This window comes from Mycobacterium sp. KBS0706 (genome assembly GCF_005938675.2).
Lineage (GTDB): Bacteria > Pseudomonadota > Alphaproteobacteria > DSM-16000 > Inquilinaceae > Inquilinus.
On sequence record NZ_VCCH02000101.1, the window covers coordinates 12,321 to 26,970 of the forward strand.

The 14,650-nt window shown below is 70.2% G+C and carries 20 protein-coding genes; 10 read left to right on the plus strand and 10 right to left on the minus strand.

The annotated features are described in order from the left end of the window. Positions 1–57 precede the first annotated feature (57 nt). The gene (locus FFK22_RS34465; protein WP_221939071.1) at positions 58–519 is read left to right on the plus strand and encodes a YbhB/YbcL family Raf kinase inhibitor-like protein; all 462 of its coding nucleotides are present in this window, start codon (positions 58–60) and stop codon (positions 517–519) included. Positions 520–764: 245 nt separating this feature from the next. Here the strand turns inward: FFK22_RS34465 and FFK22_RS34470 are convergent, their stop codons facing one another. Then, positions 765–1,070 carry a cytosolic protein gene (locus FFK22_RS34470; RefSeq protein WP_138892402.1) on the minus strand — a complete coding sequence of 102 codons (306 nt, stop codon included), beginning with the start codon at positions 1,068–1,070 and terminating at the stop codon, positions 765–767. 210 nt (positions 1,071–1,280) lie between these two features. Between FFK22_RS34470 and coaA the strand changes: the two genes are divergently transcribed. From coaA to FFK22_RS34495, 5 genes are all read left to right on the plus strand, one after another. Further along, on the plus strand, positions 1,281–2,252 hold the full coding sequence (gene coaA / locus FFK22_RS34475; protein WP_138892403.1) for a type I pantothenate kinase: 972 nt from the start codon (positions 1,281–1,283) through the stop codon (positions 2,250–2,252). 2 nt (positions 2,253–2,254) lie between these two features. Then, the gene (locus FFK22_RS34480) at positions 2,255–3,016 is read left to right on the plus strand and encodes a phosphotransferase family protein (RefSeq protein ID WP_221939072.1); all 762 of its coding nucleotides are present in this window, start codon (positions 2,255–2,257) and stop codon (positions 3,014–3,016) included. A 213-nt stretch (positions 3,017–3,229) separates the two neighbouring features. Continuing rightward, positions 3,230–3,439, plus strand: a complete 210-nt coding sequence (locus FFK22_RS34485; RefSeq protein ID WP_138892404.1) for a cold-shock protein — start codon at positions 3,230–3,232, stop codon at positions 3,437–3,439. Positions 3,440–3,541: 102 nt separating this feature from the next. Continuing rightward, positions 3,542–3,724, plus strand: coding sequence for a hypothetical protein (locus tag FFK22_RS34490; RefSeq protein ID WP_138892405.1), 183 nt, complete (start codon positions 3,542–3,544; stop codon positions 3,722–3,724). A 25-nt stretch (positions 3,725–3,749) separates the two neighbouring features. Then, on the plus strand, positions 3,750–3,980 hold the full coding sequence (locus FFK22_RS34495) for a hypothetical protein (protein ID WP_138892406.1): 231 nt from the start codon (positions 3,750–3,752) through the stop codon (positions 3,978–3,980). 40 nt (positions 3,981–4,020) lie between these two features. Here FFK22_RS34495 and FFK22_RS34500 read toward each other — a convergent pair whose 3' ends face one another. Next, positions 4,021–4,797: a transporter substrate-binding domain-containing protein gene (locus FFK22_RS34500; RefSeq protein ID WP_138892407.1), complete on the minus strand. Its 777-nt coding sequence runs from the start codon at positions 4,795–4,797 to the stop codon at positions 4,021–4,023. 99 nt (positions 4,798–4,896) lie between these two features. Between FFK22_RS34500 and FFK22_RS34505 the strand changes: the two genes are divergently transcribed. Beyond that, on the plus strand, positions 4,897–5,625 hold the full coding sequence (locus tag FFK22_RS34505) for a DUF6065 family protein (RefSeq protein WP_138892408.1): 729 nt from the start codon (positions 4,897–4,899) through the stop codon (positions 5,623–5,625). Between the two features lie 58 nt (positions 5,626–5,683). On the opposite strand, the gene FFK22_RS34510 is transcribed toward FFK22_RS34505, so the two are convergent. Further along, complete coding sequence (locus FFK22_RS34510) at positions 5,684–7,054, minus strand: tetratricopeptide repeat protein (RefSeq protein WP_138892409.1); 1,371 nt, start codon at positions 7,052–7,054, stop codon at positions 5,684–5,686. Positions 7,055–7,087: 33 nt separating this feature from the next. Further along, on the minus strand, positions 7,088–7,291 hold the full coding sequence (locus FFK22_RS34515; RefSeq protein WP_138892410.1) for a hypothetical protein: 204 nt from the start codon (positions 7,289–7,291) through the stop codon (positions 7,088–7,090). Between the two features lie 79 nt (positions 7,292–7,370). Between FFK22_RS34515 and FFK22_RS34520 the strand changes: the two genes are divergently transcribed. Then, complete coding sequence (locus FFK22_RS34520; RefSeq protein WP_138892411.1) at positions 7,371–8,513, plus strand: lysophospholipid acyltransferase family protein; 1,143 nt, start codon at positions 7,371–7,373, stop codon at positions 8,511–8,513. On the opposite strand, the gene FFK22_RS34525 is transcribed toward FFK22_RS34520, so the two are convergent. The 3 genes from FFK22_RS34525 to FFK22_RS34535 all read right to left on the minus strand — a co-directional run bounded on the left by FFK22_RS34525 (position 8,510) and on the right by FFK22_RS34535 (position 11,426). Then, positions 8,510–9,061, minus strand: a complete 552-nt coding sequence (locus FFK22_RS34525; RefSeq protein WP_138892412.1) for a gamma carbonic anhydrase family protein — start codon at positions 9,059–9,061, stop codon at positions 8,510–8,512. The genes FFK22_RS34520 and FFK22_RS34525 overlap by 4 nt on opposite strands. A 4-nt stretch (positions 9,062–9,065) precedes the next feature. Continuing rightward, positions 9,066–10,025: an N-acetyl-gamma-glutamyl-phosphate reductase gene (gene argC, locus FFK22_RS34530; protein WP_138892413.1), complete on the minus strand. Its 960-nt coding sequence runs from the start codon at positions 10,023–10,025 to the stop codon at positions 9,066–9,068. A 264-nt stretch (positions 10,026–10,289) separates the two neighbouring features. Next, positions 10,290–11,426: an aminotransferase class I/II-fold pyridoxal phosphate-dependent enzyme gene (locus FFK22_RS34535; protein ID WP_138892414.1), complete on the minus strand. Its 1,137-nt coding sequence runs from the start codon at positions 11,424–11,426 to the stop codon at positions 10,290–10,292. Positions 11,427–11,511: 85 nt separating this feature from the next. Between FFK22_RS34535 and FFK22_RS34540 the strand changes: the two genes are divergently transcribed. Further along, the gene (locus tag FFK22_RS34540) at positions 11,512–12,066 is read left to right on the plus strand and encodes a helix-turn-helix transcriptional regulator (protein ID WP_186002819.1); all 555 of its coding nucleotides are present in this window, start codon (positions 11,512–11,514) and stop codon (positions 12,064–12,066) included. 99 nt (positions 12,067–12,165) lie between these two features. Next, a complete protein-coding gene (locus FFK22_RS34545) occupies positions 12,166–13,122 on the plus strand; it encodes a hypothetical protein (protein ID WP_138892416.1) in 957 nt (318 codons plus the stop codon). Here the strand turns inward: FFK22_RS34545 and rpsI are convergent. The 3 genes from rpsI to FFK22_RS34560 form a co-directional block, all read right to left on the minus strand. Further along, positions 13,040–13,465: a 30S ribosomal protein S9 gene (gene rpsI / locus FFK22_RS34550; RefSeq protein WP_221939073.1), complete on the minus strand. Its 426-nt coding sequence runs from the start codon at positions 13,463–13,465 to the stop codon at positions 13,040–13,042. The genes FFK22_RS34545 and rpsI overlap by 83 nt on opposite strands. A 55-nt stretch (positions 13,466–13,520) precedes the next feature. Then, positions 13,521–13,979, minus strand: a complete 459-nt coding sequence (gene rplM / locus FFK22_RS34555) for a 50S ribosomal protein L13 (RefSeq protein ID WP_138892417.1) — start codon at positions 13,977–13,979, stop codon at positions 13,521–13,523. A gap of 202 nt (positions 13,980–14,181) precedes the next feature. Further along, a partial coding sequence (locus FFK22_RS34560) for a helix-turn-helix transcriptional regulator (RefSeq protein WP_143956912.1) occupies positions 14,182–14,650 on the minus strand: 469 nt, incomplete at its 5' end.

Below are 14,650 nucleotides of genomic sequence, written 5' to 3' on the forward strand. Positions count from 1 at the left end.
GCCATCGCCCGGTTGCCGGCGAGGCAAGGGCGCCGGGCTCGCGAAGGGAGACGCGCCATGGGAATGCACCTCACCAGCCCTGCGTTCGGGAACGGCGACCGGATACCGGAACGCTTCAGCTGCGACGGCCTGGACCAATCGCCACCACTGGCATGGTCTGAGGAACCGAAGGGAACGCACAGTTTTGCGCTGTTCTGCGACGATCCCGATGCGCCGGGAGGCACCTTCCATCACTGGGCGGTTTACGACATTCCCGTCAGCACTCACGAGCTGTCGGAGGGCTTTCCCCGCACGCCCACGGCCGGGTTGGTTCGGCAGGGCGTCAATGACTTCGGGAAGGTCGGCTATGGCGGGGCCTGCCCGCCAAGAGGCCACGGCCCCCACCACTATCATTTCAAGCTGATGGCCCTGGATGTCGGCCATCTCCCTGTTCGCGGCAGCCACTGCAGGGATATCGAGGCCGCGGCGCGCACCCACGCCCTGGCCGAAATCGATCTGGTGGGCATCTATTCGCGTTGACGGCCGACCGGCGGCGCACCGGGCGGCACGGATTCGGGAGCGGAAATCTCCGTGGGACGCTGCCGCGATCCGACTGCCAATCGGTGTGGCCCTCGACATCCAGGCGCGACGGTCACGCCGACCGGGATGCCGGATCCAAGGCGGTTAGCCGTCATCGTCTCCAGCGGAAACCAGGTCCTCGCTGACCAGCGACGGCCGCAAGCGGCGCGCTGCGTAGCCTGCATCCTTCGGGGCTGACGTCGACCTCACGCCGCGTTCTCGCCTTCGAACATGACCGGCGGCCCGAGTTCCGCGAGGCGGAAGAGGCGGAAGGCTCGCTCGCCATTGAAGTCGAGGACGCGGAGATCGTCCGATTCATGCAGGTCGCGCATGACCACTTGGAAATGGCCCCCATAGCGTTCCTGCGCCATCGGCACAGGCACCTCGTAGGCGATGAATTTCGCGATGCCCTTGGCCCGAAGCTTCTCGGTCAACGCCGGGTCGGTCAGCGAGGCGTGCGAGGTCACGATCACCAAGGGACCGCTCCCAGTAAACAGCAGCGCCGCTTTCATGGCGGGTCCTCCTCAGAGCTGGCGCTGCTCGACGCATTGCGACAGCCCAGCAACAATGATCCTTGGCGCGAAACCCCGATCGTCAAGCACCTGAACTGCGAGCAGGCTCCGGGTCGGGCCCTCAATATCGCGCGAGGTCTGAAGCCTGCCCGCTCTTGCCCCGATGCTCGGATCGTCGGACGCTGCCGACCTGTCCGCTGCGAGCCGTCGATGCCCAACTCACCCCCCTCCCCCGCCCGGCCGGTGCCCGACCTGTTCGCGGCCAGGCCCGCCGCCTATGACCGCTTCACCCGGGCCGAGTGGGCGGCGCTCCGCGCTTCGACGCCGATGGCGCTGTCCGAGGCCGAGCTGGCCGAGCTGCGCGGGCTGAACGAGCCGGTGTCGCCGGCCGATGTCGCCGACATCCTGCTGCCGCTGTCGCGCCTCCTGAACCTGCATGTCGCCGCCGCCCGCCGGCTGGATGGGGTGCAGGACGCCTTCCTCGGCCGGCCAGGCCCGCCACCGCCCTACATCATCGGCGTCGCCGGCAGCGTCGCCGTCGGCAAGAGCACCTTCGCCCGGCTGCTGCGCCTGCTGCTGTCGCGCTGGCCGGACCATCCGCGGGTCGAGCTGGTGACCACCGACGGCTTCCTGTGGCCGAAGACGGTGCTGGAGGAGCGCGGGCTGATGCGGCGCAAGGGCTTCCCCGAGAGCTACGACCTGCGCCGGATGATCGGCTTCCTGGCCGCCGTGAAGTCCGGCCGGCCGGAGGTCGAAGCGCCGGTCTACTCGCATCTCGCCTATGACATCCTGCCCGGCGAGAAGCAGGTGATCCGCCGGCCGGACATCCTGATCTTCGAAGGGCTGAACGTGCTGCAGGCGCCCGCCGGGGCGTCGGTCGTCACCTCCGACTTCTTCGACTTCTCGGTCTATGTCGACGCCGAGGAGGAGGACATCGCCGGCTGGTTCGTCGAGCGCCGCCTGCTGCTGCAGCGCACCGCCTTCCGGGACCCGTCGTCCTATTTCCACGACCAGCGCGACCTGCCGGAGGCGGAGGCCCGCCGCGTCGCCCGCGAGATCTGGGACCGGATCAACGGGGTCAACCTGCGCGAGAACATCCTGCCGACGCGGCAGCGCGCCCGGCTGGTGCTGCACAAATCCGCCGATCATTCGGTCGACGCCGTCGCCCTGCGCCGGATGTAGCCATGGACCTGCCGCCCCCGGGACCGCTGATCGGATCGGGCAAGGAGGCCGAGGTCTTCGCGTGCGGCGACCTGGTGCTCAAGCTGTACCGGACGACGGCTTCGGCGTCGAAGCGGGCGGCGTTCCGCGAAGCATCGATCCTGGCGCTGGTCGAGTCGCTCGGCCTGCCCGCGCCGGCGGTCCATGGCGTCGGGCAGATCGACGGCCGCTGGGGCATCGCCATGACCCGCGCCGACGGCCCATCCCTCGCCGACGCCCTGCAGCGCGAGCCCGGCCAGGGGACGGCCTGCCTGGAGCGCATGGCCCGGCTGCAGATCGGCATCCACGGCCATCCGGGCACCCATCTCGGCAGCCTCAAGGCCCGGCTGGCGGCGAATATCGGCCAGGCCGGAATCCTGGATGAGCCGCTGCGGCGCCGCTTGCTGGACGGCCTGGCCGCGCTGCCCGAGGGCGACCGCCTGTGCCATGGCGATTTCCATCCCTGGAACATCCTGGGGCCGCCGGGCCGGGAGGTGGTGGTCGACTGGCTGGACGCCTGCGCCGGCGATCCCGCCGCCGATGCCTGCCGGTCCTATGTGCTGATCCGGCCGGTGGCGCCGGACCTGGCCGCCGCCTATCTTGCAGCCTATGCCGCCGCCGCGGGCGAAAGCCGGGACGGACTCCTCGCCTGGCTGCCCTTCGTCGCGGCCGCCCGCCTGGCCGAGGACGTGCCGCACGAAGCCCAGGGGCTGATGGCGATGGCCATGTCGAAATCGCCGTCCTGAGCGCGGATCCGGATGTGCCGAAACCACAGCATCCGGGCCGATTCCGCGGTCGAACTTGCCATTCTGCCCGTCCTCCCCCATGTTTAGGGGGTCATTCTGGTTCGGACGGCCGGCCTGCCATGCCCTTGCGGCCGCGGATCCCTCGCCTTTCCCCGTTACCGTCTGATGCGTCGCGCGAGTGCGTGCGGCGCGACCCTTACTTGGAGGAAAGCGATGCCGATCGGCACCGTGAAGTGGTTCAACAGCACCAAAGGCTTCGGTTTCATTCAGCCGGAGAGCGGCGGCGCGGACGTCTTCGTCCACATCTCCGCCGTCGAGCGCGCCGGGCTGCGTGGCCTGAACGAAGGCCAGAAGATCTCCTACGAGGAGCAGCGCGACCCGAAGCGCGGCAAGACCTCGGCGGAGAATCTGAAGGAAGTCTGAGCCTTCGATTGCGGATTGGATCAGGAGCGCCCGCACCGTCGGGCGCTCCTTTTCTTGTGACAGACCGGCGATGCGGAAGCGTCGCGCCAGAAGGAGGCCGTCATGCCGTTCAAGCCGAACTACAATCAGCAGCGTAGCGAGCGTAACCGCCTCAAGGAGCAGAAGAAGCAGGAGAAGCTGCAGCGCCGGGAGGAGGAGAGCGCCCGCCGCAAGGCCGGCCAGGAGGGCGATGCGCCCCAGGACGGCGACGCGCCCCCGCAGGACGACCAGACCGACCCGTCCTGACCCGAACCGTCACCGGAGTGCCGACATGGCCCGGAACAAGAAACAGTCCAATGACAGCGCCTTCGTGCTGTTCAACATCGTCTACCAGGACGGCACGCTGAGCTCGAACCGCAAGGTGCCGCGCGCCGAGGCCGACGGGCTGGACGGCGACGCCCCCGTGCGTGCCTTCATCGAGGCCCAGGACCGCAAGATCGCCGAGATGTCCGGCAATCCCCGCGGCCCGATCAAGACGATGACCCGGCTGCGCGGTCAGTGACCGGCCGGCGCGGCGGCCCCGAGGCCGCCGCCTCTCGATCCTACCCCATCCAGACCGCGCTGAACTTCGCGTGGCTGCCGTCATTCAGGCGCAGGTTCAGCCACTGGTCGACGAATGCCTTGAACACCACGTCGCCGCGCGGCAGCAGATAGGCCTTCTCGGCGAAGGTGAAGGGCTGGTCAGGGTGCACGGCGCACAGGCCGGGGCGCAGCTTCTGCTGCAGCCGGGTCTCGCTGGCATCGGTGATCATCACATCGGCCCGGCCGGCCAGGATCTCGTCGAAGATCTTGGTGTTGTCGGGGAAGATGGTGATCTCCGCCGACTTGATCCTCTCGCGCACGAAGGCTTCATTGGTGCCCCCCGGCGGCTCGATCACTCTGACGCCGGGCTGGTCGATCTGCTCCACCGTCTGGAACTTGTCGACATTCTCGCATTTGGTGATCGGCGTCTTGCCGTCGACATCGATCGGGACGCTGAAGAAGGCCTGCTTCTGGCGCTGCAGGGTCACGCTGATGCCGCCCATCGCCATATCGCAGGCGCCGCTGGTGAAGTCCGCCATCAGCGTTTTCCAGCTGGTCTTGACGAACTCTGCCTTCACCCCGAGCGCCGCGGCCAGGTCGCGGGCCATGTCGATGTCGATGCCCTCGTACTCGCCCTTGGCCGGGTCGAGATAGGTGAAGGGCTTGTAGTCGCCGGTGGTGCAGACCTTCAGCACTCCGGCCTTGGCCACGGCGTCGAGCGTGTCGGTGCGGTCCGCCGCGATGGCAGCGGCGGCGGGCAACGCCAGCAGCAAGGCGGCGGTGGCGAGCAGGCGCATGATTCCTCCCGGTTCTGATTCGGCAAGGATCTTAGTCGGACAACTAGGACGCCACCAACAGGGTCGTCCGCGCGGCCGGTCGCCGCTACCATCCTCGCCATGAAGCTGATCGCCTACACCATCGGCGGGGCGCATCCCGAGATCCGGCCGGCCCCGGCCACCCGCGACTGGATGTCGGCGACGCCGGAGGGCTTCGCCTATCGCTGCCTGCCGCTGAACATCGCCAACGCCCATGGCTGGGAGATCCTGTGCCCGAGCCCGATCCGGGCCTGGTGGGACGGCGGCACGGCACCGGAATCGGTGCGGGTCGAAGCCGAGGCCGACGGCGCGGCCCCGGCGGTCGGGCATTTCGGCAGCGGCATCCTGACCTTCCACGTGCCGCTGCTGCTGCGCACCGAGTCGGGCGGCAACCTCTGGGTCTCCGGACCGACCAACGCGCCGAAGGACGGCATCGCACCGCTGACCGGGGTGGTCGAGACCGACTGGTCGCCCTATGGCTTCACCATGAACTGGCGTTTCACCCGACCGAACCACCTGGTCGAGTTCGCGGCTGGCGAGCCCTTCTGCCTGTTCTTCCCCCTGGCGCGCGATACGATCGAGGCGGTGGAGCCGGAAGTCCGCCCGCTGTCCGACGACCCGGCGCTGGAGGCGCGCTACTGGGCCTTCCACCAGGGCCGTGCCGATTTCCTGGCCGACCTCGCCGTGCCCGGCACCGACGCCAATGAGACGAAGTGGCAGAAAGGCTATTACCGCGGCCTCGCCCCCGACGGCACCGCCGCCCCGCAGCACCAGACCAAGCTGCGGCTGAAACCGTTCCAGGAAGGGTGATACCCTCAAGGCAGTCTGCGTTTGCCTCTCCCCCTTGGCGGAGAGGTCGGAGTGCTTTCTAGGCGCCAGCCCTCTTCTCCGCCGCCACAGCCCCGGCCTCGTCTCCGCCAAGCCGCAAGGCGCGGGCGGTCAGGCGCCAGTTGAACGGGCTGCCGGGCTTGGCCTCGGTGCGCTCCGCCGCCAGCGGCCGCGCCACATCCGCCTGGCCGGCACGCAGCGCCGCTTCCACCAGAGTCAGGGCCAGCACGTCACGCTGGGCATGGCTGCCGCCGAAGCGATGCGCCACCGCCCGCACCGGCGCCAGCAGCTCGACCACCGTGCCGTAGTCGCCGGCGCCGAAGGCGCGCAGCGCCCGGCACACCGGCAACCCGACCTCCGCCGTCATCGCCGCGTTGGTGCCGCCCGCCGCCGCGCTCCGGGCCTGCGCCGCCAGCAGCCGGTCGGCATCGGCGTCGCGGCCGGTGGCGACGAACGCCATCATCGCGTGCATGTCATTGAAGGCGTAGTAGCCGTCCTCGGCCATCGGCGCCCAGGTCTCGGCCAGCTCCGCCCAGCGGGCGCCGCCGTCCACGCCGCGAAGGTGCAGCCGCCACAGCAGCGCCGTCGCATCCAGCGTCTCCAGCGCCAGCGGCGAGGGCTGCGGCCGGATCGCCTCGTCATAGAGCCGCAGCACCGTGCCGGTCTCGCCGAGGTCGAGATGGTACAGCGCCAGGTGCCACCAGTTGTGGAAGGCGAACATGTTGTCGGGCGCCCAGTCGCCGGTGCGGCCGGTCAGCCAGTCGACGCCCTCGGGCAGCCGGCCCTGCATCTCCATGACATGGGCCACGGCGTGGATCGCCCAGGGGTCGCGCGGCTGCAGCGCCACGGCGCGGCGGCCGGTCGCCTCAGCGGCGCGGTAGTCGCCGGTCTCCTCCAGCCCGAAGGCGTGCATGCCGAGGACATAGCCATAGCCCGGCACCGCTTCGTCCCAGCCCGGCAGCGCCCGGGCGATGCGGTCGCGCAGCAGCTGCGTGTGGCCGAGATAGAAATCGCCGAGATGGGCCGCCTGCAGCGCCAGCCCGTCGCGCGGCCAGACCTCCGCCACCCGACCCCAGGCATCGACCGCACCGGCGAAATCGCCGTCCAGCCAGGCCCGCAGCGCCGCGATGTGGCCGCGCTCGCGCTCATTCGCCCCGGCCGCCAGCGCCTCCGCCGCCTCGACACTCTCCCGCAGCGGCGCCTCGGCCGCCCTCTCGGTCGCCAGCGCCATCAGCGTGCCGCGCAGGCAATGGCCCATGACGAAGCCGGGATCCTCGGCCAGCGCCGCCTCGATCTCCGCCAGCGGGTCGCGGAAATAGCTGTGCAGCCGGTCGACGGCCGCCTCGTATCGGTCGAGCGCCGCGCGGCTGGTGGTCGAGACCGGAACGGCGCGGCTGTCCTGAAGGCCCATGACCCGATCCTCCCTGGTCTGGATCAAGATAACCTAACCTGCCCGCCCCGCACTGCTTGTGTCCTGCGTCACCCCCAGAATCGCGAAGCCCCCGTCCGGGCGGCGGGGGCTTCGGTGCTTGTCCTTGCGGCTGTAGAGCTTGCCGGACGGGACGATCTTGTGGCCGAGCCGGCGGGCGATCAGCGCATGCGGATCGCGCCGCTTCGGCCCGGCCTTCGGTGGCACGGGCGTCTTCATCTGCCTCTCCTTTGGGGCTGGGCCGCCGTCATATTGCCCTTTGCCGGTCGGGCGCAAGGCTCTGCAGAAATATCCGGAAATGCGAAACATCTGGCGCCGGAAAGACGTTCATGCCACGAGTAGGCCCCAACGAACGCCGCCGCGGACCGCTCGACAGGCCCCAGCAGAACCGAGGCATCCCATCACGCGTACAATCGATTCTCCGGAATCGGCCCGGCCTGGCTGGTCGGCGCGCATCCGGCGCATCCGGAAACATTATCGGCGTCACGGCCGCCGCCACCTCACCACGGTCACGCAGGCGCTGCCCCTGTATGCCCTGTACGGGGTGATGCGGGCGCTGCCGCTCGACCTCGCCTCCGCCCTCGGCGGCTGGGTCGGCCGCGTCCTCGGGCCGCGGCTCGGCGCCTCGCGCCGGGCCGACGCCAATCTGCGCCTGGTGATGCCGGAGCTGTCGGCCGCCGATCGCCAGCGCGTGATCCGCGGCATGTGGGACAATCTCGGCCGGGTGATCGCCGAGTTCCCGCATCTCGGCCAGCTGCGCCGCAGCGAGGCCCGGCGGCCCCGGCGCATCAAGGTCGAGGGCATCGAGCATTTCCTGGCCGCCCGCGACGGCGGCCGCGGCGTGGTGATGGCGATCGGCCATTACGGCAACTGGGAGGTCGGGGCCGCGGTCGCCGCCAATCACGGCGTGCCCTTCACCGCCATCGCCCGGCCGCCGAAGAACCCGCTGGTCGGCCGGCTGCTGCACCGCATCCGCAGTTCGGTCGGCACCATCCTGCTGGAGAAGCGGATGGAGGGGTCGGATGCCAAGCGCGCCTTGTCGGTGCTGCGCGCCGGCGGCGTGCTCGGGATGATGGTCGACCAGCGCTACAATGGTGGGCTGAAGGTGCCGTTCATGGGCCATGACGCCATGACCTCGCCCGGCGCCGTCTCCATGGCCTATCACCTGGACTGCGCCGTGATCCCGGTCCGGATCGAGCGCCTGGCCGGCGCCCGCTACCGCGCGGTGTTCGAGCCGCCCCTGGCGATGCCGCGAACCGGCGACCGCAAGGCCGATATCGAGGCGGCGACGATCGCGTTGAACGAGGTGGTCGAGGGCTGGGTCCGCTCTCGCCCCGAACAGTGGCTGTGGCTGCACAAGCGCTGGATGATGCCGCGTCCGCGCAAGCTGCGGCAGCGCGTGCGGGCTTACAAGGCCAGCCTGGCGGCGCTGAAAGACTAAAGAGCCGAGCCGGCGTCCAGCACGACATTGGCGCGGTATTCGACGCCGAGCGCGACATAGCCCTCCGCCAGCTTGCGGTGGTGCTCGTGCTCCTCGTCGGTCAAGGCGCGCACGAACCGGGCCGGGCCGCCGGCCCAGAGCTGGCCGGCCGGCACGCGCTTGCCGGGGGTCAGCAGCGCCCCAGCCGCGACCATGGCGCGGCTCTCGACCACCGCCCGGTCCATGACGCAGGCCTTCATGCCGACGAAGCTGCGGTGCTCCAGCGTGCAGGCATGGATCAGCGCCATATGGCCGATCGTGACCTCGTCGCCGATATGGGTCGGGCCGTCGGCCGAGGCGACATGGATCACCGTGCCGTCCTGGATGTTGGTGCGGGCGCCGATCCGGATCGGCTGCATGTCGCCGCGAATGACGCAGCCGAACCAGACGCTGCTGCCCGGCCCGATCTCGACATCGCCGATCACCACCGCTCCGGGCGCGATGAAGGCGTCCGGCGCGATCCGCGGCTGCTTGTTGCGATAGGGCAGGATCACCGCGCCCGCGGCCATAGGATCAGGCCGCCTGCGACCACGTCGGCAGCAGCCCGGCGGTCGGGGCCAGGCCCAGCGCCAGGTTCAGGTTCTGCACGGCGGCGCCCGACGCTCCCTTGCCGAGATTGTCGAGCTGCGCCACCAGCAGCGCCTGCTGCGCCTTGGCATTAGCGAACACGAACAGCCGCAGCTGGTTGGTGCCGTTCAGCGCCTCGGGCTCCAGCTCCGCCAGCGCCTCGCTGTCGGCCAGCGGCGCCACGGTCACGAAGGCCTGGCCGTGATAGTGCTCGGCCAGCGCGGCGTGCAGGTCGACGGCTGCGGGCCGCTTCGGCAGCGCCCACAGCGGCAGCGGCAGCGAGACCAGCATGCCCTGGGCGAAGGTCCCGACCGAGGGCACGAAAATCGGCGCATGGGTCAGGCCGGACCAGCGCTGCAGCTCCGGCACATGCTTGTGCGCCAGCTTCAGCCCGTAGAGGAAGAAGGGCGGGCCCTTCTTCTCGGCCTCATAGCGGGCGATCAGGCTCTTGCCGCCGCCGGTGTAGCCGCTGACCGCGTTGATGCTCACGGGATGGTCCGCCGGCACCAGGCCGCGGTCGACCAGCGGCCGCAGCAGGGCGATGCCGCCGGTCGGGTAGCAGCCGGGGTTGGAGATGCGCTTCGATGCCGCCACTGCCTCGGCCTGGCCGGGCGCCAGCTCCGGGAAGCCGTAGGTCCAGCCCTCGGCGGTGCGATAGGCTGTCGAGGCGTCGATCACCCGCACATCCGGGTTCTCGACCATGGCCACTGCCTCGCGCGCGGCGTCGTCGGGCAGGCACAGGATCGCGGCGTCGACCGAGTTCAGCAGCCGACGCCGCGCCGCCGGGTCCTTGCGCTCGGCATCGGCCAGGCTGACGATCTCGACGTCGGCGCGACGGGCCAGGCGGTCGCGGATCTGCAGCCCCGTCGTACCAGCCTCGCCATCGATGAACACCGTCGCCGGCATCGCCTTGCCCTCGGAAAGAGATCAGTCAGCGATGACTTAACACATCCCGAGCCAGGGCCGAACCGGCAACGCGGTCATGACCGATATTTGCGGAACGACGGTCGAAGGACGGATGGTGGGCTTGCCGCCCCTCCTCCCCTTCCCCTCCACTGTCCTTGCCTGGCTTGACCCGGCAATCCAAGGGGCCACCGAGAGCGGCTCCTGAAAGCCCCTGGATCCTCGGGTCAAGCCCGAGGATGACAATAGGAAAGAAGCCCGAGGCTCTCAGCCCCTCTCCGCCTTCAGCTCGCGCAGCACGGTCGAAATACGGTCCAACGCCGCCGGGGCGTGCTCGTAGCCATGGGTGATGCGCAGGTGATGCTCGGCGCCGAGATAGACGCCCGGCGCCACCAGCACCGAGGATCGCCGGCGGATGGCATCGGCCACCGCCACCGAGGACAGGTCGAGATGGACCCGGACGAAGCCCAGTGCAGTGGCTGCCGGCGGCACCGCCGAGACCAGGTCGGCATTGGCGCCGATCCAGCGTTCCAGCCCCTGCCAGCCGCGGCGCGACAGCTCGCGCTGCCGCGCCACCAGCCGGGCGCGCGTCGCCGGTTCCAGCGCCAGCTCGGCCAGCAGCATCGACGGGCCGGCGGTGGCGATGACGACGTATTCGTGCCGGCGCCACGCCTCCTCGACCAGGTCCTTCGGCCCGACCAGCCAGCCGACACGCAACCCGGCCAGGCCATAGGCCTTGGACAGGCTGCCGACCACCACCGTCCGCTCGTAGTGAGTCGAAGAGTCCTGGGCCCAGAAGCTCGGCGTCTCGGTGTCGGCCAGCCGCTCGGTGCCGCGATAGACCTCGTCGACATGCAGCCAGGCGCCGGCCTTGCGGGCGATGGCGATGATCCGCGCCGCCTCCGCCGCCGTCAGGATGCTGCCGGTCGGGTTGTTCGGGTTGACGATGGCGATCATCCGGGTGCGCGGGCCGACCGCGGCCTCCAGCGCATCGAGGTCCGGCCGCCAGCCCTGGTCGGGCAACAGTGGGAAGCTCTTCACCGTGCAGCCGAGGTTGCGGGCGATGCCCCAGACCTGGCGATAGCCGGGCTCCATCACCACGATCTCGTCGCCCGGCGACAGCAGCGCCTGGCACAGAATCTGGTTCGCCTCGGACGCGCCGGCGGTGACCAGCACCTGATCCGCCGTGGCGCCCGGGTACAGCCCGGCGATCCGCGCCCGCAGCGCGTCGGTGCCGTTGACCTGCGGGTAGAACAGCACCTGGTCGAGCAGCCGGTCGACCGCATCCGGCCCCAGCACCTCGCGCACCGCGGCGCAGCGCACCGAACTGTCGGCCAGGTTGTACTCGACCGTGTGCTCCCACTCCGACTGCCACTGCTCGAGCTCGAAAGGCTGGAAGGTCATCGCCGCATCCCCGAAATCCATCGCCATCGATACTGCAATATATTACATATCGATTGGCAACAAGATGCGAATGGGAATGGCGCCGATGACATCGTCGCAGGAGGTGCTGCAGCGGATCGCCCGGCGGCTGCGGCAGGAGCGCCAGGGCCGCGGCCTGAGCCAGGCGGCGCTGGCCGAGCGCAGCGGCGTGTCGCCGCGCATGCTGGCGCTGATCGAGAAGGCCGAGACCAATCCGAGCATCGCCACGCTGGCGGAGATCGCGGCGGCGCTCGGCCTCGGCTTCGGCGATCTGGTCGGCGGCGAGGCGGGGGCCGCGGCCCGGGTGATCCCGCCCGGAGAGTTCGCGACGATGTGGCAGTCCGATTCCGGCAGCGCCCGGCTGATCGCCTCCGGCGGCCGGGCCGAGCTGTGGGATTGGGCGCTCGCAGCCGGCGCCCGCTACGACGCCAGCCCGGACCCGGCCGGGACGGTCGAGATGATCTGGGTGCTGGAGGGCACGCTGGTGCTGGAGGTTGACGGCACCACCCTCGCCGCCCCGGCCGGCTACGCGCTGCGCCTGGCCAGCGACCGCCCCTATGCCTATCGCGTCGAGGGCGGGCCGGTGCGCTTCGTCAAGGTGGTGAGCCCGGGCGGGCGCTGAGCGTCTGAGTCACACTGCCTCACCCGAGAAAGTATGCTTGCCTCGCCCGGCTTCGGCCGGCACCATGCGGGCCACGGACCCTACCAGAGCGGCGATCGGATGACTTCATCGCGACGCAACGCCGTGCTGGCCATCGTTGCCGGCAGCCTGCTGATGACGGCCGCGCCGGCCACGAATCATCCGGCGCCGGAGATGGTTGTCTCAGCCCCGCCCGTCGGCCCCGCCATCCCGCTCGGCCCCGATATCCCGATCGACATCCCGCATTCCGGCGACGAGGCCTTCGCCCATCTGCTGGCCGCGGCCGAGAGCAGCCGCGATCCGCTGCAGATGAACAAGGGCGGCTATGCCGGGCTGTTTCAGCTCGGGGAATCGGCGGCGGCGATCGCCGGCATCTACGACCCAGGCGAGACACTGTCGGCGGAGGACACGCGCAACCGCTGGCGCGGCAGCTTTCGCATCCCGGGCTATCCCGGGGTCCGGTCGATCGGCGATTTCCTGGACACGCCGGCGGCGCAGGTCGCGGCCTTCCGCCTGCACCTCGCCCATCTCGACCGCGAGATCGCGCAGCGCGGCCTGAACCGGCGCATCGGCGGCTATGTCGCCGGCGTGCCGATCACCTGGGACGGGCTGCGCGCCATGATGCATCTGGGCGGGCCGGACGGGACCGAGCGCTTCATCGCCACCGCCGGCGCCTACGATCCGGCCGACGACAACGGCGTGCGGATCAGCGACTACGGCCGCCGCTTCGCCGGCGTCACCGCCATCCAGCCGACCCGGCCGGCGGTAATCCCGACCGTTGCGACCACTGTGGCCGCCCCTGCCCCGGCCGGCCCCGCCGAGCCGGCCGTGGTGACCCCGACCCTGGTCGCGACCACGCCCTCGCCCCGAAGACGCCCCCCGGAACGACAAAGGGGCGCCCAAAGGCGCCCCCTGCCGAGCCCAATTGGGCCGAACACGAGATCCGGAGACCGGATCAGCGCTTGGAGAACTGGAAGCTGCGGCGGGCGCCGGCCTTGCCGTACTTCTTGCGCTCGACCACGCGCGAGTCGCGGGTGAGGAAGCCCTGGGCCTTCAGCGCCGGGCGCAGGCCCGGCTCGTAGTTCTCGAGCGCGCGGCTGAGACCGTGCCGGACCGCGCCGGCCTGGCCGGAGAGGCCGCCGCCCTTGACGGTGCAGACGATGTCGAACTGGTTGACCCGGTCGCACACTTCGAACGGCTGCTTCAGCAGCATGCGCAGCACCGGGCGGGCGAAGTAGATCTCCTGGTCGCGGCCATTGACCGTGACCTTGCCGGTGCCCGGCTTGATCCAGACGCGGGCGACCGCGTCCTTGCGGCGGCCGGTGCCGTAGGCACGGCCCTGGGCGTCGCGCTTCGGCTGCGCCGGCGCGGCCTCGGCCACGGCGCTGTCGAGGGTCGGCTTCAGATCGGAGAGGGACTGCAGATCGGCCACGGCCTTACCTCTTGTTCTTCGGATTCATGGCAGCGACGTCCAGCACCTCGGGCTGCTGCGCCTCGTGCGGATGCGACGCACCGGCATAGACCTTGAGGTTGCCCATGACCTTACGGCCCAGCGGGCCGCGGGTGATCATGCGCTCGACCGCCTTCTCGATCACGCGCTCCGGATGGGCGCCATCGAGGATCTGGCCCTTCGACCGGCCCTTGATGCCGCCGGCATAGCCGGTGTGCCAGTAGAAGATGCTGTCCTGGCGCTTGTTGCCGGTCAGGCGGACCTTCTCGGCGTTGACGACGATGACGTTATCGCCAGTGTCGACATGCGGGGTGAAGATGGTCTTGTGCTTGCCGCGAAGGCGCATCGCGATGATGCTGGCGAGCCGACCGAGAACGACGCCGTCGGCGTCGACCACGATCCACTTCTTCTCCACCTCGGCGGGCTTGGCGGAATATGTCTTCATGACGGGCCCTTGATCGAGGGTCGGGAACGGATGCCGCCGAAAACCCCCGGGAAGGGGTTTCGGCGAGAGGCGGCTGTCTACGCGTCCAGCCTGCCCGCGTCAACGGAAAAAAGCGGCGATCCGACAGTGCCTTAGGGGAACGGTATCTCATTACCTTCGCTGTAGGCCGCGGAATTGCTGGCGTTCGGCACTATAGCCGCGTTCACGCCGCGACGAAGCCCTGCATCACCAGCCGGACCAGATCGGCCTGGCGATGGGTGCCGGTCTTGTCGAACACCGCCTTGAGATAGCCGCGGACGGTGTTGGCGCTGATGCCCCACGCCTCCGCCAATGAACCGACGGTGGCGCCGGAGGCGAGTTGCCCGGCCACCTCCGCCTCCCGCGCCGTTAGGCCGAAGGCGGCGACCAGGGCCCGCTCGTCGACCGAGCGGGCGGCATCCGGCGCCGCGATGAAGATCGCCGCCCGCGCCGGGCCGCACCGCCCATCCGTCGGGTCGACGGCGGTGACGGGCGCAACCGTGAGCACCAGCGGCGCGCCGCCGTCCGGATCCGACAGGCACAGCCGGGCCGAGGCGGCGGCGGCGGATCGCGGCAGGGCGGCTTCGGCCGGCCGCGCCACGATCGCGGACATGGCGGCCACCAGCTGGCGCAGGAGCCTGGTTTCGGCGGGC

What these genes read in the sequence shown, in the direction of transcription:
- FFK22_RS34465 (WP_221939071.1), top strand. Translation starts at nt 58, where the DNA reads ATGGGAATGCACCTCACCAGCCCTGCGTTCGGGAACGGCGACCGGATA.
- FFK22_RS34470 (WP_138892402.1), bottom strand. Translation starts at nt 1,070, where the DNA reads ATGAAAGCGGCGCTGCTGTTTACTGGGAGCGGTCCCTTGGTGATCGTG.
- coaA (WP_138892403.1), top strand. Translation starts at nt 1,281, where the DNA reads ATGCCCAACTCACCCCCCTCCCCCGCCCGGCCGGTGCCCGACCTGTTC.
- FFK22_RS34480 (WP_221939072.1), top strand. Translation starts at nt 2,255, where the DNA reads ATGGACCTGCCGCCCCCGGGACCGCTGATCGGATCGGGCAAGGAGGCC.
- FFK22_RS34485 (WP_138892404.1), top strand. Translation starts at nt 3,230, where the DNA reads ATGCCGATCGGCACCGTGAAGTGGTTCAACAGCACCAAAGGCTTCGGT.
- FFK22_RS34490 (WP_138892405.1), top strand. Translation starts at nt 3,542, where the DNA reads ATGCCGTTCAAGCCGAACTACAATCAGCAGCGTAGCGAGCGTAACCGC.
- FFK22_RS34495 (WP_138892406.1), top strand. Translation starts at nt 3,750, where the DNA reads ATGGCCCGGAACAAGAAACAGTCCAATGACAGCGCCTTCGTGCTGTTC.
- FFK22_RS34500 (WP_138892407.1), bottom strand. Translation starts at nt 4,797, where the DNA reads ATGCGCCTGCTCGCCACCGCCGCCTTGCTGCTGGCGTTGCCCGCCGCC.
- FFK22_RS34505 (WP_138892408.1), top strand. Translation starts at nt 4,897, where the DNA reads ATGAAGCTGATCGCCTACACCATCGGCGGGGCGCATCCCGAGATCCGG.
- FFK22_RS34510 (WP_138892409.1), bottom strand. Translation starts at nt 7,054, where the DNA reads ATGGGCCTTCAGGACAGCCGCGCCGTTCCGGTCTCGACCACCAGCCGC.
- FFK22_RS34515 (WP_138892410.1), bottom strand. Translation starts at nt 7,291, where the DNA reads ATGAAGACGCCCGTGCCACCGAAGGCCGGGCCGAAGCGGCGCGATCCG.
- FFK22_RS34520 (WP_138892411.1), top strand. Translation starts at nt 7,371, where the DNA reads ATGCGAAACATCTGGCGCCGGAAAGACGTTCATGCCACGAGTAGGCCC.
- FFK22_RS34525 (WP_138892412.1), bottom strand. Translation starts at nt 9,061, where the DNA reads ATGGCCGCGGGCGCGGTGATCCTGCCCTATCGCAACAAGCAGCCGCGG.
- argC (WP_138892413.1), bottom strand. Translation starts at nt 10,025, where the DNA reads ATGCCGGCGACGGTGTTCATCGATGGCGAGGCTGGTACGACGGGGCTG.
- FFK22_RS34535 (WP_138892414.1), bottom strand. Translation starts at nt 11,426, where the DNA reads ATGACCTTCCAGCCTTTCGAGCTCGAGCAGTGGCAGTCGGAGTGGGAG.
- FFK22_RS34540 (WP_186002819.1), top strand. Translation starts at nt 11,512, where the DNA reads ATGACATCGTCGCAGGAGGTGCTGCAGCGGATCGCCCGGCGGCTGCGG.
- FFK22_RS34545 (WP_138892416.1), top strand. Translation starts at nt 12,166, where the DNA reads ATGACTTCATCGCGACGCAACGCCGTGCTGGCCATCGTTGCCGGCAGC.
- rplM (WP_138892417.1), bottom strand. Translation starts at nt 13,979, where the DNA reads ATGAAGACATATTCCGCCAAGCCCGCCGAGGTGGAGAAGAAGTGGATC.